Genomic DNA, 13,573 nt, shown 5'->3' with positions numbered 1-13,573 from the left:
CCCCATTTGTGGCGGGAAATGGACAAATTGTAATCTGATCACGCGCCTGCAAAGTCTTGAAATAGAGTGTTGCTAATTCGTCACAAAGATTTTACCGGACTTGAGATTGCCTTAACCATAAATCGCGCAAGCGGATGGTTTTGCCATCGATTGTTTGTCCGCCCCGGCAAGAAAACGTCGCGAAACCCGCATGGGCTCGCGACGCCGGTGGTGAATAAAGAGATTTTGGAAAGCCCCTTCCATCCAAGGGCTTATCGTCAGAAGCTAACCTTCACCGAAGTCTGAAGAGCCGCAAACAAGTCATTGCCGAAGCTGTAGGTCGCATCGTCGCCATAAACGATGCCGCCGCGAGTGACCGGTCCGGACTTGCCGCTGGTCATCAGGCCCAGAGCGCCGCCGAAATTGAACTGGACATGTTCGGTCGCCTTATAGGCAACGCCTGCACCGAGGGTCCAGGAGTCCGAGTTGATGCCATAGCCATCGCTCGTCCCGCGATCCCAGGTCAGGCTGACGGCGCCGCTCCATTTGTCATTGAACTTGTGTCCGACGCCACCGGTGATGGTCCAGCCATCGCGATACAGGAGATCGAGCGAAGTCAGTTCCGTCGGGCTGCCGGTCTTGCAGGATGCTGCACCACGCGTCGAGCTGGGGCACAGCGCAATGCTCTGCAGCACGCTCCAATTCGTCCACTTGACCGAACCGAAGGCGAGCCAATCCGGTGCGATGCCGGTCTGTACCTTCCATTCCAGCGAATCGGGAGCATCGGCCGAGCCGAAAACGGAGGTAAGCTTGCCGCCGAATCCCGGAGCGACTGGCGGCGGCACCTCGGTCAGATCGACGCTGCCCTTCAGGTTGTCGTATTTGACCCGGCTATTGTAGACGAGACTGGTGCGGAAGGCATATTCCGGAATTTCGTAGGCCACACCGGCGCGCCAGCCCCAGCCGTGACCGTCGACATCAAGCGAACCCACGCCGTTATAGATCGCGGATATCGGCGCCGGCGTGTCGTAAACCAGGCGCGACTTATATCCGCTGACCTCCTGGTAGAAGCCGCCGCCGATCAGGCGCAGCTGTCCCGGACCGGCATCGAACTTGTAGGAACAGGTGGCCGAGTAGTTGTTGGTGCGGACTTTGGTTTCGATTTCGTTGTTGGCGCCCGCCCAGTTCTGGCCTTCGTTCAGATGTCCGCCGAACGGCTGCGAGTAGTCGGCCATGCAATCGATGTCGTCGGTGATGCCGATCTTGAAGCCGACATAGGGAATTGCGTAATTTTCCGACGCGCCGACCGAGCGGCTGCGGCCGTTGAGATTACCGTCGGATGGATTGATATCCTTGGCGTTCTTCAGCTTGCGATCGGGCATCACATAGGTCACGCCCGACTCGAAGACGTAGCGCCCCTTGTCGAAGAGCAGATCGATGTCATAGCCGCCGCGATCAAGACCACCCGCGAAGGCGGCGCTTGCAAATGACGAGCCGATGACGAGTGTAACTGCGCCCCTCAACATGACAGAAAATGCCATTGTGTCTCCCCCACTGGTGCATTCATTTGCCCGATTGTTGCGACGATCGCCCGAGTTGGCAATGTGGCCGAAAAGAGCGCCAAGCATGGAAAAGAGTGATTGATTTACGTAAGAAAATGAACTCCGCCTCGGAAAATCCGCTAAATTAGGTAAATTTTTCTTTTTCAGCGCCATTTTTATCACCACATAGATTCTCGTTCTTCACGGCAACAATTCTGTAACAATCTGACAACAGTTCAGCTTTTCGAGAATGCCTACCGAAATTAGGGGTAATCTGTTTCGCCTGTGCGAAACTGGCGGCGGATCGAAATCGGCAATCCGATCAATCCACATCGAATCGAACGGATAAACGAAAAGGCACGCGGCGAAGGCCGCGTGCCTTTTCTCAAATGTTCGCACTTTTCGTTTTCTAGCCGGCTTCGCTCACGCGGGCCAGCGCCACCTTGAGGCTGGCCTGCTGCCCCTCCAGCTCGCCGAGACGCTCGCGCTCCGCTGCGACCACGTCGGGGTTCGCGTTGGCAACGAATTTCTCGTTCGAAAGCTTGCCGGCGATGCGCGCAATCTCCTGCTCGTTCTTGGCGATCGCCTTTTCGAGACGTGCCTTTTCGGCGGAAAGATCGATCAGGCTGCCGAGCGGCAGGCAGACGGTCGCCTCGCCGACGACGATCTGCGCGGCACCCTTCGGTGCGGTATCGGCAAGCGAGATGGTTTCGACGCGTGCCAGCCGCTTGATGGCGGCATCGTGACGGAACAGGCGCTCGCGCGTCAGGCTATTGGCGTCGACAACGACCAGCGGCGCGGTGGCGGCGGGCGGCACGTTCATTTCCGAGCGAACCGAACGAATGCCGGAGACGAGGTCGATCAGCCAATTGATTTCGTCGGCGGCAACATCGTCGGCATAGGAAGGCGCCGGCCAATCGGCATGGCAGATCAGGCCTTCACGCTCCTTGCCCTCACCCGCCGTATGCGCCCAAAGCTCTTCGGTCATGAAGGGCATGAACGGATGCAGCAGCTTGTAGGTCTCTTCGAGAACGTAGGCCGCGCAGGACTGGGCCTCCGCCTTGGCGTTCTCGTCGGCGCCATTGAAGATCGGCTTCAGGAGTTCGAGATACCAGTCGCAGAACTGATTCCAGATGAAGCGATACAGCACGCTTGCGGCATCGTTGAAGCGGAAGCTTTCCAGCGCCTCGGTGACGTCGCGCTCAGCGCGCGCCAGCTCCGTCAGAATCCAGCGATTGACGGTGAGTTCGGCGGCTTCCGGCACGAAGTGCGGATCGCTCTTGGCGCCGTTCATCTCGGCAAAGCGCGTGGCGTTCCACAGCTTGGTGCCGAAATTGCGGTAGCCGGCGATACGGGCCGGATCGAGCTTCACGTCGCGGCCCTGCGCGGCCATGATCGCCAGCGTGAAACGCAGCGAATCGGCGCCGTACTGATCGATCAGTTCGAGCGGGTCGATGACGTTGCCCTTGGACTTCGACATCTTCTGCCCGTTCTTGTCGCGCACCAGGGCGTGGACATAAACGGTGCTGAACGGCTCGACGGGCTCGCCGTTCTCGTCCTTCATGAAATGAAGGCCCATCATCATCATGCGGGCAACCCAGAAGAAGATGATGTCGAAACCGGTTACGAGGACGTTCGTCGGATAATAGCGCGCCAGTTCCGGCGTTTCGTCCGGCCAGCCGAGCGTCGAGAATGGCCAGAGTGCGGAAGAGAACCAGGTGTCGAGCACGTCTTCGTCGCGCGTCAGGATTTCGCCCGGCTTGAAGTTCTCCAGCAAGTCCTCGACATAGGCCTTCATCGGCCCTTCATGCGAGAGGTAATGCTGGATCGCCGCCTGGAGCGCCTCTTCCTCGGTCTTTTCGACGAAGACCTGGCCATCCGGTCCGTACCAGGCGGGAATCTGATGCCCCCACCACAGCTGGCGGGAAACGCACCATGGCTGGATATTTTCCATCCAGTCGTAATAGGTCTTGTCCCAGCTCTTCGGGACGAGCTTGGTGCGGCCTTCGCGGACGGAGGCAATCGCCGGTTCTGCGAGCGTCTTGGCATCGACGTACCATTGCTCGGTCAAACGCGGCTCGATCGGCACGCCGCCACGGTCGCCATGCGGAACCATGTGCTTGTGCGGCTCGACCTTGTCGAGCAGCCCCGATTCCTCGAAGATGCGAACGATGATCTTGCGGGCTTCGAAACGATCGGTGCCTTCCAGCTCATCCCAGGCGCCGTGCAGGGCGGCAGGATTGTCGAGACCTTCCAGGAAATCCTCGTTGTCCTTGATGGTGATGCGCGCATCGGGCGTCAGGACGTTGACGAGGCGCAGGCCACGGCGCTTGCCGACGTCGAAGTCGTTGAAATCATGCGCCGGCGTCATCTTGACCGCGCCCGTTCCAGCCGTCGGATCCGGATATTCGTCAGCGACGATCGGGATGCGGCGGCCGACGATCGGCAGAATGACGTGCTTGCCGACGATCGACTTGTAACGCTCGTCTTCGGGATTGACCGCGATGCCGGTGTCGCCGAGCATCGTCTCGGGGCGGGTGGTGGCGACGACGAGATAATCGCGCGTTTCCCATTCCGTCGCCTTGCCATCGTCATCGAAGGCAACCGGATGCTGATAGGTGACGCCCGGCTCCAGCGGATAGCGCAGATACCAGAGATTGCCGTTGACCTCGTGCTGTTCGACCTCGATGTCCGAAATTGCGGTCAGCATCTTCGGGTCCCAGTTGACCAGCCGCTTGTCGCGATAGATCAGGCCTTCCTTGTAGAGCGTGACGAAGACCTCAAGAACAGCCTTGGACAAGCCCTCGTCCATGGTGAAACGCTCGCGCGACCAGTCGCAGGAAGCGCCGAGGCGCTTGAGCTGATTGAAGATCAAGCCGCCCGATTCCGCTTTCCATTCCCAGACCTTCTCGATGAAGGCCTCGCGGCCCATCGTATGGCGGTCGGGTTGCTGTCTCTCGGCGAGCCGACGCTCGACGACCATCTGCGTGGCGATGCCGGCATGATCCATGCCCGGCTGCCAGAGGACGTCCTTGCCGCGCATGCGCTCGAACCGGACCATGATGTCCTGCAGCGTGTTGTTCAGCGCATGGCCCATGTGCAGCGAACCGGTCACGTTCGGCGGCGGAATGACGATGGTGAAGGTTTCCGCGCCCGGCTTGGCGTTCGCACCGGCGCGAAAAGCGTCGGCCTCATCCCATTTTTGGGCGATCTTCGGTTCGACGGTGGCGGAATCATAGGTTTTGTCGAGCATTTTTTGACCGGATCTAGAGGACTGGGTGATGCGGGTTGTAAATAGGATGGCCGTGGGCAAGTCAATAAAAAAGCCGCCCCGGAGCCCGGAGCGGCGGATCGGTTACCCGAAGCTCAGGCGTGTCAGCGGCGCGGGCCGCGGGCCACTCGTTCGATTTCCTCGCGCACGAGGCGCTCGACAAGGGTCGGCAGATTGTCGTCGAGCCATTCCTGAAGCATTGGCCGCAGCATCTCCTGGGCCAATTCATCGAGAGAGCGGCGCGGGCCACCATCGACGATGGCGGCAAGCTCTTCAAACGAGCGGGCGACCTGCGCACCGGCCGATTCGGACATCAACGCCGGCGCGGATGCGGGCTGAGCCGGCGGCAAGGATGCTTCCGTTTCCACCGCAACCGTTACCGGCTGTTCCGGCGCCTGAGCAGCAGGCACTTCCAGCGTTTGAGCCGCCTCAGGTGCTGCAATGGCCGGCATCGGCTTCAACTCTTCCATTTCCGGCTCGACTCTGACTTCGGGCGCGGCCTGAACGGCTGGGGAAGCGCCATCCGGGATGGCATGTCTCAACGGGAAATCGGCGACCGGCTCGACATGCGCCTCGGCAAGGCGGGCTGCGATGGCGGGCGGCAATTCGCGCGGCTGCGGCGGCTCGCGCCCCGCATTCAGCAATGCGGCGGTGTTGCGCTCGGAGGCGGCGCGAACGCGCGCGGCAACATCGGCCAGCGACAGACCGCGACTGCCGCTTTCCGGCTCGGAGACAGGCATCTGCGAATTTGCCGCGACGAAACGCGGCTCCTGTTCCGCCGCGCGAGCGCGATCGGCGGCCGCGAACTCTTCGTCCACAGTCAACTGGATATCGTCCTCGCGCATGCCGGAGGCGGCAAAGTGCGTGGAAGGAAGCGGCTTAGCACCCACGGGTTCGTTGCTTTCGATGATCCTGCGGATCGACGCCAGGATCTCCTCCATGGACGGTTCACGCACTACATTTGGCTGAGCCATATTCATCCCCGTTTTCCCATTTCCAGCGACCGGAAACTCGCCAATATGGCACCCGAATCAGGGCCACCCTAGATGACTGTTCCGGGGAAAAAAATCTCCCGGAAAGCACTAAAGCCGGCGATGCACAGTTTTGTTACGATCACGCCGAATCGCTCCGCAGCTTCCGATTCTGCCACAGGCGACGACAATAAAAAACAGGCGCCCGAGAGCGCCTGTCACAAGCTGGTTCAGCCTGGCCGACCAGACAATCAGAATACGAATTCCTTCGCCTTGGCGAAGCCCGGAAGCGGCTTGATCGAGGCGTTGAAGAAGACGTTCTCCGAAAAGGCGCCGCGTTCGCGCATGAAGACGGTCGCGCGTGCTGCATGGCCGTAGCCGATGACCGTGATCAGGCGGCCGTCTTCGCCGAGCTGGTCGAGCAGTCCCTGCGGCAGCTGCTCGATCGAGCCGTCGATGAAAATGACGTCGTAAGGGGCATTGGCGGGATGGCCCTTCTCCAGTTCGCCGGTAACGACGGCGACATTGTCGTAGCCGAGCGCGGCGAGATTGGCCCTGGCCTGAGCGGCAAGTTCCTCATCGCTTTCGAGAGCGACGACCTTGTCGGCAAGACGGGACAGGAGAGCGGAAACATATCCGGTGCCGCAGCCGACATCGAGGACCTTGTCCTGATTGGTAATGACACCGAGCTGAAGGAGCTTTGCAAGCGGCGACGCCTCCATCAGGAAGCGCGGAGACTTGCCGCCGGCTGCCGGGGCGATCTCGATATCGCTGTCGATATAGGCCAGGAGCTTCGACTTCTCCGGCACGAAATTCTCGCGCGGCACCGTCAAAAACGCATTCAACACGGAATGGGAGGTGACATCCGTCGTCCGGATCTGGTTCTCGACCATCTTCACGCGCGCTGCTTCGAAATCCATCTTATCCTCTTGCGCCCTCACACCCTAACGGGCCGGCTCTACTTTCTGTTACGCGTGTCTTAATCGCCTGACGCCGAGCTTTCAAGGCATTGCGGCAACGGGCGCGGAGATTCATGACCGGCGTCGCCGATGAACAACAATCGCGGCCGCCAATTCCGAAGCGAGGCCTTGCAACGCCTTCGCCGCCGGCACGGTGCAGATCCCGTTGCGTCGAATCGGCATATCCGTTAGCAAAATGTTAACTTTGCAGGACCACGCTTCCAGCCGTTGGACCGCCTGAGTGTGGAAACCGATCAACCTTCCGGCCCGATAGCCTTCGGGTTAAGATTAAATGCGAATAGAAGGTGGCTGGATGCCTGTCTCTCTCGTTCTTTTCGTCGCTACCTCGCTGCCGCTGGTGGTCTTTCTGGCTGCCAGTCTCTCCTCGATGATGTAGGTTTCCGAATGAAGCTCTCGCTCTCCGTCGCAGTGCTTCTCCTTCTTTTACCCCAAGCCGCGCTGAGCGAAGAAGCATTGCTGGAGACAACACCGATCATCGGGCATGTCGTGACCGGCAAACAGCTCGACGAATGGTGCAAGGAGGATCGGACGCTTGCTTCCGTCTATATCCAGGGCATTCTCGACGAAGCCCAGCGCACGAAAAATCTGACGATTCGAGCCACCAAGCAGACGCCGAAGAATTCGTCGCGCTACGAACGCTACCTTCAGCAGTTCGTCGGCGCATTTTGTCTGCCTCCCGATCTCAGCAACGCAAAGGCGACTGCGATTGCCTGCAAATGGATGTCGGAACATTCCTGGCAGCTCGAGCGATCCGCCAGTTCGCTGATTGCCCGTTCCTACAAATTCGCCTTCCCATGCCTTGAGGAATAGGCATCGCCTATCTCCTCCTTTCCAGATGCCGGCAGCTCGAAATTTAGGGACAGATCCTGCTTCGCCGATAGAGCCGGGAACTGCTGCCGGTGCGTTTCCGGCAACTCGTTTAGCCCGGATACAGCGCGCGAATGGGATCCGGGGGCGAGATTGCAGGCATCCGCGACCGCGATGTTTACCATCCCGACAGGATGATTCCTCCCCCCGTTGACAATTACTAAGCCGCCCTTATAATTAGGATGCTGAATTTGATTGACCTCTAGTCCAGCAAAAGGCGGCCCAGTTTTTTCCCTAGACTGGACCGCTTTTGCTTTTTCAGGACATCAATCCGTCGCAACTCTTTCGATTCACTGACTTCACGCAGGCTGTGGCTTGGCTGCGAACGCCGCGATGGCTTAGAACAGCGAGCTCAAGCTCCAGCTGCGAGATCGGCCGTTTCCCATATTCTCGTTCGATTGCCGTTGCCACGCTTCCGATCATTTGCCGGCTTTATACGGAAGGATTGGAAAACACCGGTTCAGAATGAAAAAAGGAGGGAATTCAGAATAACCCTCTTGCGGTTTTCTTTGGATCATTCTAAATCCGCGCCACCACAACGCAAATTGCTTTTGGATGGCCTCGTGGCGGAGTGGTTACGCAGAGGACTGCAAATCCTTGCACCCCGGTTCGATTCCGGGCGAGGCCTCCATCCCTTCCCTTCCTTCGCGCAAGCAATTGATTTTTCGTTGAAATTTTCGGGTATGGCAGCCCGGACCCAAAAAGTTCCTCCACACCGAAGCAAGGTATGGTCCTCAATTGGGGAAGTCCGATACGGCTGGTCTCGGCGGCCCATAAACCGCTACAGCGCGCCGCCGTCGCAATAGAGACCATTTTGAAACCCGGCCCGGACTTCGTTCCCATTCCGGCCCAAGAAGGCGATCTTATGTCACGCCACTGCTTGCGCATGAAAGAGGCAGCCATCCCACTGTCCGGAAGAGGCATGGGCGCCGCCCATTCAGGCAGGTTATGGAAACCGGTGGCAGATGCTAGAACTCATGCTACCGGTTTGGATGCCACCCACGAACCGGACAGTGTCGCGTCCGACGAGACTACGCCGCCAGTAATGTCGTCGGACGCACACTGCCGCGACAGCCGATAAGGGGCCATTGGAACGTGGCAAGATTGCCCGACGATTTTCACGCGCTTCCCGCATTTCACTATAAGGCTGGGATTCCTCTCCCGGAAGATGGCGCGCCGTGCGTCTTTCCCGATTCCTCATCGCTCCTGATTCTTCATCGCCAGAATCGTTTTCGCGCCGGCTGCCCGAATCTTCCGCGTCGCAAGCCGGCTCCGCTGCCGGTGGTATCGATCGAGCCTGTGGAGAAACGATCGTCATCTTCGGATTCAGTCGCCCTGCCCCGGTTCGGTCATGCCTGCCGTTAACGCAATGAAGCTCCAGCGCTTTTCTCATCTTCGGAGGCCTAAAGCCGGAGGGTGCGGATCGCCGGGCACTGCAACCAGCCGGATTGCAAATTGCGTCATTTTTGCAACAACGTCCGTTTTCAAATAGGGCGCATATAGTTCGATAATCTTAGTATCTTGCCAAATCAGTGAAGCAGGTTCAGGAAATGGTTCGTGAAGCTTATTACTTCGCACCTACTGATAGGGAACATGAACGGGATGGGGTTGGGCACGCCGGCTTCCGGCGCGATATCTCAGGCCCAATCAAGAGAGATTGGAGTTATTATGAACATCAAGAGCCTTCTTCTCGGCTCCGCTGCTGCCCTGGCAGCAGTATCCGGCGCGCATGCAGCCGACGCTATCGTTGCTGCCGAGCCGGAGCCGCTGGAATACGTTCGCATCTGCGACGCATACGGTGCTGGCTACTTCTTCATCCCGGGTACCGAAACCTGCCTCAAGATCGGCGGCAAGGTTCGTACCGAAGGTGAATGGTACAACGCTTACAACCGCGCCAGCAAGCAGGGCACGCTCTGGCACACCCGCGCCGAGCTGAACGTCGACACCGCGACCGACACCGAATACGGCCCGCTGAAGACCGAAACCATCGTTCGCTGGGACTGGAACGACGGCGGCTCCACCTCCACCAACCTGCTGTGGTCCTACATCAGCCTCGGCGGCTTCACGGTCGGTAAGAAAGACTCGCAGTACAACCTGTATATCGGTTATGCCGGCGACGTCATCAACGACGACGTGATCTATGACGGTCCGTACGAACTCAACCAGTTGACCTACGAATACGATGCGGGCAACGGCTTCTCGGCTGTTATCTCGCTCGAAGATTCGAACTCCAGCGGCTCCGGCGCTTCCTACGGCGCAAGCTGGTGGACCGACGACAAGAGCGACCACTACGCTCCTGACGTTGTTGCCGGTGCTGGCTTCAAGTCCGGCGCATGGGGCTTCAAGGTTGTCGGCGGTTACGACTCCATCGTTGAAGAAGGCGCCGTCAAGGCTCGTGTCGATGCCGACTTCGGCGCATTCTCGGCCTTCTTGATGGGCGGCTGGAACACCGACGGCGACAAGCTCAACAAGTACGCAGGCACCAACCAGGACATTTCCGCTTGCACGGCGCCGAACGGCACCGTCAATGCAGCCAAGTGCGGCTGGGGCGACTGGGCTGTCTGGGGCGGCGTTGGCGTACCGTTCAACGACAAGCTGAAGTGGAACGTTCAGCTCGCCTACACCGACTCGAAGATCTTCGAAGCAACGACGAACCTGAAGTTCAACCCGGTCAAGGATCTCCTGATCGAGCCGGAATTGACCTACGTCCACTACGACTATGCCAAGGACGATACTGTTTCCGGTATCCTGCGCTTCGAACGCAACTTCTAACCTGATCTGAATTGACCTCCGATCAGAGAAGGAAGGGGTCCGGCTTTCCCTGCCGGACCCCTTTTTTGCCGATAATTCCTGAAGACACGACCTTCTCCCACGATCAGCGCGCGCATCGCGAAGGCTCCCATCAACCAGAAAGGGGAACCTTGTCGGTGCCATGACGTTTACCGATGGAAGAGGGACGTGGCTGAATAGAGGAGTTACCGCCTTGAAACATCTTGCTTCAATTGCTTTGACCGCCGCGCTGGCCGCAGGTGCCGTGCTATCCGCCGCCCTGCCCGCCGCATCTGCCCCGCTTGGCAACCCGCCATCGTCGACGGCATCGAACATCATCCTGGTACAGGAGCACGGAACACGCCGGTATCCGAACGATGACCGGAGAACCTATTGGCGCGACCGCGATCGTGACCGCCATCACTGGCGCGAGCGCGGCTGGGAGCGCCGTCATTGGAATAACGGATGGCGGGACGACCGCCGCTATCATCACCGGCACCATCACGGCGTGATATTCGAAATCAGGCCGTAAAGCGGTTCACCAGGAGCTGCCGAAACGCTCTATCTCTTCTTCGATTGAGAGATGTGCATTCCCCCGCCACGGGCGTCGGGAATGCTGCAAGCCCGGGGCCAGGGACTTCGCCCAAAAGGAATGCCGCGAAATAAAATGGCCGCTGCCGATGATGTCGGTAGCGGCCGCTTGCTTTGTAAGGGAACGTGCAGGCTCCCGCTCCCTGCCATCAACGGCAGACGCGCACCTTGCGGACGACCCAGTGGCCATGAACCCGGTGCTTTACCGTCTTCATATGGCAGTTGTGATGATAATGATGATGGTAGTGACGATGATGCATCGGAGCGGCCTCGGAAGGCGCGCTGACGGCGAAGAACGATGCCAGAGCTACTGCGGAAGCAAGAAACAGATTTTTCATGTCGAACCTCTAAAGCATTGGGGGACTATGCTGCGCGGATCACGCACATATGTTCATGCGCCGCACGGCATTAACGACACATGAACGTATTCTCACATTCGCGAGAGCAACCATGCCTTGAATGCATTTTTTGCGAGAACCGCATTTTCCGGCACGAAAGCAAACAGCGATAGCCATCCGGATTCGCCGCTTGCCTTTCTTCGATGCAGGCCGCAACCCCTTGCACCCGATAGCCCACGGACGAACCGGAATGACCGCAACAGGCTGTTGTCGCAGCACAAAGGCTCCGGCTTTTGATGCTTAGCCGATGGCGGTTCGCATCGGCAGCAGGCGCCGAATGCGTTCGTCGCGAAGATAAAGGCCCCCCCAGGCCATGACGCCCAGCAGCAAGCTGATAAGTTGCGGCGGCGACCCTATTTCTCCGAGGCGGAAATGCGTACAGATCGCCCCGCCGAGAAAGCCCGTTGTCAGGATGGCGCCGAGTACGGCAGTACGCGGGATTGCATAGAGAATGGCGCACACGAGGGTGATCAGCCCCAATAATGACGTCTGGGCGGCTGGAAATCCGGTCGCCTCCATTTCGGCGGTGAGCGTCGCCGGCGAAAACAGGCTGACTGCGGCGTCGGCCGCCAAGGCAAGCACGACGATCGACGTCAGTATCCATCCGACGCGCGAAACTGCGCGCGATTTTGCATTCTCAGCCATCCTATCCCCCAATATCCCGAAATCCGCTCCCACGGCCCTCCAGGAGCCGCCATCGATCCTGCCATGGCCCGGAAAGACAGGTCAATGAGAATGCCGCGTGCGTCCGGGTCGGGACCGAAGACGAATCAAGCGCCAGTCATCGGCTCGAAACGCGCAATAAAACTGCAAAATTCGGATGCTACAGCTTGCAGCCGATCCAGCTGAAAAAGGGGGGCGAGCCGGCAATCCGCCATCAGACGCTTGCAGGGCAGCGTGCGCGAATTTCAGCTTGATATCTTCGAAGAAGAGTGGCTCCCCGGGCCGGATTCGAACCGGCGACCTGTCGATTAACAGTCGAATGCTCTACCGCTGAGCTACCAGGGAATGCGCTTGGCGCGGTGTGAGCGGGGTAATACAAATGCTTTCCCGATTTGCCAAGCGGTTTTTTCAAAAAAATCCATTTCTCTTGCATTATTTCTTCGCCTCACCATTTCCTGTGGATGACCGATCAAAGCGAAACGACAGCAAATGCCGCTGGAAATGGCCGGAAAGCCCGGCGTTTCGGCATTGATCCCTCAACGCGCGAGCTCGTTTTCGGCTCGGTGAGAATTCCTCTGCCGCAATCGCGTCTCGCCCGCATGGGTGTGGGAATCGCCCTCATCTTGGGGGGCCTGCTCGGCTTTCTGCCGATCCTCGGCTTCTGGATGCTGCCGCTGGGCTTTATCGTGCTCTCGCACGACATGCCGATCGTCCGCCGCTGGCGCCGGCGCTTCGCCATATGGTGGACGAGAAAGCGCCGTCCGGCGAACTAGAGCCCTTCCAGGAAAAGTGCATCGCGGCTTACCGTCCGGAATTGCGTCAAGCAAAAGGATAGAACGTTTTCGCGTTTCGGAGAAAAGCGGAAATGCTCTTGCCTCTCTTATCGCACGCCGAGCGGGCGGGCGGGATTGCCGGCGACGGTCGCCCCGGCCGGCACATCTCTGGTGACGACCGAACCCGCGCCGATGATCGCACCGTCACCTACCGTCACTCCGCCGACCAGGATCGCTCCGCCACCAATCCACACGCTTTTGCCGATCGTCACCGGCCGGGCGATTTCCATGCCGGCTGCGCGCAGCTCCGCATCCTTGTGATGTTCGGCGCAATAGATATGGACGCCCGGGCCGAGCATGCTGCCGTCCCCGATGCGAACCCTGCCACTATCGAGAACGGTGCAGCCGGCGTTCATATAGACGCGGCGGCCGAGCGAAATATTGATCCCATAAGAGCAGTGAAACGGCGCTTCGATGAAAGTGCCCTCTCCGGCGTCGGCAAAGAGCGCCGACAGGGCGGCGGCGAAATGGCCGCGTTGCGAGGGCGGCATCGTATTGTGCTCATGCACGGCCTCGCGCGCTTGCCAGCGCAAGGCGTCGAGTTCGGGATCGAAACAGCAGTACCACTCTCCCGCCGCCATTTTCTGCCGTTCGCTCAAGCTCATGTTCTCGATCCTCCGATGTCTTGCGGATTGATCTTGCATCACGATCGGCCGCCCCGGCAAGAAAGCCGATCGCGGTTTCCGCCGGCCAACGGGCCATGCGCGAGC

General features: G+C 59.2%; 11 protein-coding genes and 2 tRNA genes. 5 read left to right on the top strand and 8 right to left on the bottom strand.

Going from position 1 to position 13,573, the window contains the following annotated elements; translation table 11 throughout:
- Window positions 1-257: 257 nt before the first annotated feature.
- The 4 genes from ACJJVH_RS05525 to ACJJVH_RS05510 all read right to left on the bottom strand — a co-directional run bounded on the left by ACJJVH_RS05525 (window position 258) and on the right by ACJJVH_RS05510 (window position 6,682).
- Window positions 258-1,520: an OmpP1/FadL family transporter gene (locus ACJJVH_RS05525; RefSeq protein WP_112796459.1), complete on the bottom strand. Its 1,263-nt coding sequence runs from the start codon at window positions 1,518-1,520 to the stop codon at window positions 258-260.
- A gap of 409 nt (window positions 1,521-1,929) precedes the next feature.
- Window positions 1,930-4,773, bottom strand: a complete 2,844-nt coding sequence (locus ACJJVH_RS05520; protein WP_112796461.1) for a valine--tRNA ligase — start codon at window positions 4,771-4,773, stop codon at window positions 1,930-1,932.
- A 122-nt stretch (window positions 4,774-4,895) separates the two neighbouring features.
- Window positions 4,896-5,765 carry a DUF2497 domain-containing protein gene (locus ACJJVH_RS05515; RefSeq protein WP_412064871.1) on the bottom strand — a complete coding sequence of 290 codons (870 nt, stop codon included), beginning with the start codon at window positions 5,763-5,765 and terminating at the stop codon, window positions 4,896-4,898.
- 248 nt (window positions 5,766-6,013) lie between these two features.
- Entirely contained in the window at window positions 6,014-6,682 is a 669-nt protein-coding gene (locus ACJJVH_RS05510; RefSeq protein ID WP_112796463.1) for a protein-L-isoaspartate O-methyltransferase family protein, read from the bottom strand.
- A 444-nt stretch (window positions 6,683-7,126) separates the two neighbouring features.
- Between ACJJVH_RS05510 and ACJJVH_RS05505 the strand changes: the two genes are divergently transcribed.
- From ACJJVH_RS05505 to ACJJVH_RS05490, 4 genes are all read left to right on the top strand, one after another.
- On the top strand, window positions 7,127-7,552 hold the full coding sequence (locus ACJJVH_RS05505) for a Rap1a/Tai family immunity protein (protein WP_412064870.1): 426 nt from the start codon (window positions 7,127-7,129) through the stop codon (window positions 7,550-7,552).
- A gap of 614 nt (window positions 7,553-8,166) precedes the next feature.
- A tRNA-Cys gene (locus tag ACJJVH_RS05500) sits at window positions 8,167-8,240 on the top strand.
- Window positions 8,241-9,277: 1,037 nt separating this feature from the next.
- Window positions 9,278-10,381, top strand: a complete 1,104-nt coding sequence (locus ACJJVH_RS05495) for a porin (protein WP_113357931.1) — start codon at window positions 9,278-9,280, stop codon at window positions 10,379-10,381.
- Window positions 10,382-10,592: 211 nt separating this feature from the next.
- The gene (locus ACJJVH_RS05490) at window positions 10,593-10,910 is read left to right on the top strand and encodes a hypothetical protein (RefSeq protein ID WP_113357930.1); all 318 of its coding nucleotides are present in this window, start codon (window positions 10,593-10,595) and stop codon (window positions 10,908-10,910) included.
- Window positions 10,911-11,118: 208 nt separating this feature from the next.
- Here ACJJVH_RS05490 and ACJJVH_RS05485 read toward each other — a convergent pair whose 3' ends face one another.
- The 3 genes from ACJJVH_RS05485 to ACJJVH_RS05475 all read right to left on the bottom strand — a co-directional run bounded on the left by ACJJVH_RS05485 (window position 11,119) and on the right by ACJJVH_RS05475 (window position 12,375).
- Window positions 11,119-11,307: a hypothetical protein gene (locus tag ACJJVH_RS05485; RefSeq protein ID WP_112795631.1), complete on the bottom strand. Its 189-nt coding sequence runs from the start codon at window positions 11,305-11,307 to the stop codon at window positions 11,119-11,121.
- Between the two features lie 300 nt (window positions 11,308-11,607).
- On the bottom strand, window positions 11,608-12,012 hold the full coding sequence (locus ACJJVH_RS05480; protein ID WP_112795632.1) for a DoxX family protein: 405 nt from the start codon (window positions 12,010-12,012) through the stop codon (window positions 11,608-11,610).
- A 288-nt stretch (window positions 12,013-12,300) separates the two neighbouring features.
- Window positions 12,301-12,375: transfer RNA gene (locus ACJJVH_RS05475), tRNA-Asn, on the bottom strand.
- Window positions 12,376-12,491: 116 nt separating this feature from the next.
- On the opposite strand from ACJJVH_RS05475, the gene ACJJVH_RS05470 reads away from it, so the two are divergent.
- The gene (locus ACJJVH_RS05470; RefSeq protein WP_412064869.1) at window positions 12,492-12,803 is read left to right on the top strand and encodes a hypothetical protein; all 312 of its coding nucleotides are present in this window, start codon (window positions 12,492-12,494) and stop codon (window positions 12,801-12,803) included.
- Window positions 12,804-12,910: 107 nt separating this feature from the next.
- Here the strand turns inward: ACJJVH_RS05470 and ACJJVH_RS05465 are convergent, their stop codons facing one another.
- On the bottom strand, window positions 12,911-13,468 hold the full coding sequence (locus ACJJVH_RS05465; RefSeq protein ID WP_113372532.1) for a sugar O-acetyltransferase: 558 nt from the start codon (window positions 13,466-13,468) through the stop codon (window positions 12,911-12,913).
- Window positions 13,469-13,573: the final 105 nt, after the last annotated feature.

This window comes from Rhizobium sp. SYY.PMSO (assembly GCF_046840415.1).
GTDB lineage: Bacteria > Pseudomonadota > Alphaproteobacteria > Rhizobiales > Rhizobiaceae > Rhizobium.
Note: the sequence above shows the minus strand (reverse complement) of the source record. Positions and strands in the feature narration are given on the sequence as shown.

What these genes read in the sequence shown, in the direction of transcription:
- ACJJVH_RS05485 (WP_112795631.1), bottom strand. Translation starts at nt 11,307, where the DNA reads ATGAAAAATCTGTTTCTTGCTTCCGCAGTAGCTCTGGCATCGTTCTTC.
- ACJJVH_RS05470 (WP_412064869.1), top strand. Translation starts at nt 12,492, where the DNA reads ATGACCGATCAAAGCGAAACGACAGCAAATGCCGCTGGAAATGGCCGG.
- ACJJVH_RS05525 (WP_112796459.1), bottom strand. Translation starts at nt 1,520, where the DNA reads ATGGCATTTTCTGTCATGTTGAGGGGCGCAGTTACACTCGTCATCGGC.
- ACJJVH_RS05505 (WP_412064870.1), top strand. Translation starts at nt 7,127, where the DNA reads ATGAAGCTCTCGCTCTCCGTCGCAGTGCTTCTCCTTCTTTTACCCCAA.
- ACJJVH_RS05520 (WP_112796461.1), bottom strand. Translation starts at nt 4,773, where the DNA reads ATGCTCGACAAAACCTATGATTCCGCCACCGTCGAACCGAAGATCGCC.
- ACJJVH_RS05515 (WP_412064871.1), bottom strand. Translation starts at nt 5,765, where the DNA reads ATGGCTCAGCCAAATGTAGTGCGTGAACCGTCCATGGAGGAGATCCTG.
- ACJJVH_RS05495 (WP_113357931.1), top strand. Translation starts at nt 9,278, where the DNA reads ATGAACATCAAGAGCCTTCTTCTCGGCTCCGCTGCTGCCCTGGCAGCA.
- ACJJVH_RS05480 (WP_112795632.1), bottom strand. Translation starts at nt 12,012, where the DNA reads ATGGCTGAGAATGCAAAATCGCGCGCAGTTTCGCGCGTCGGATGGATA.
- ACJJVH_RS05465 (WP_113372532.1), bottom strand. Translation starts at nt 13,468, where the DNA reads ATGAGCTTGAGCGAACGGCAGAAAATGGCGGCGGGAGAGTGGTACTGC.
- ACJJVH_RS05510 (WP_112796463.1), bottom strand. Translation starts at nt 6,682, where the DNA reads ATGGATTTCGAAGCAGCGCGCGTGAAGATGGTCGAGAACCAGATCCGG.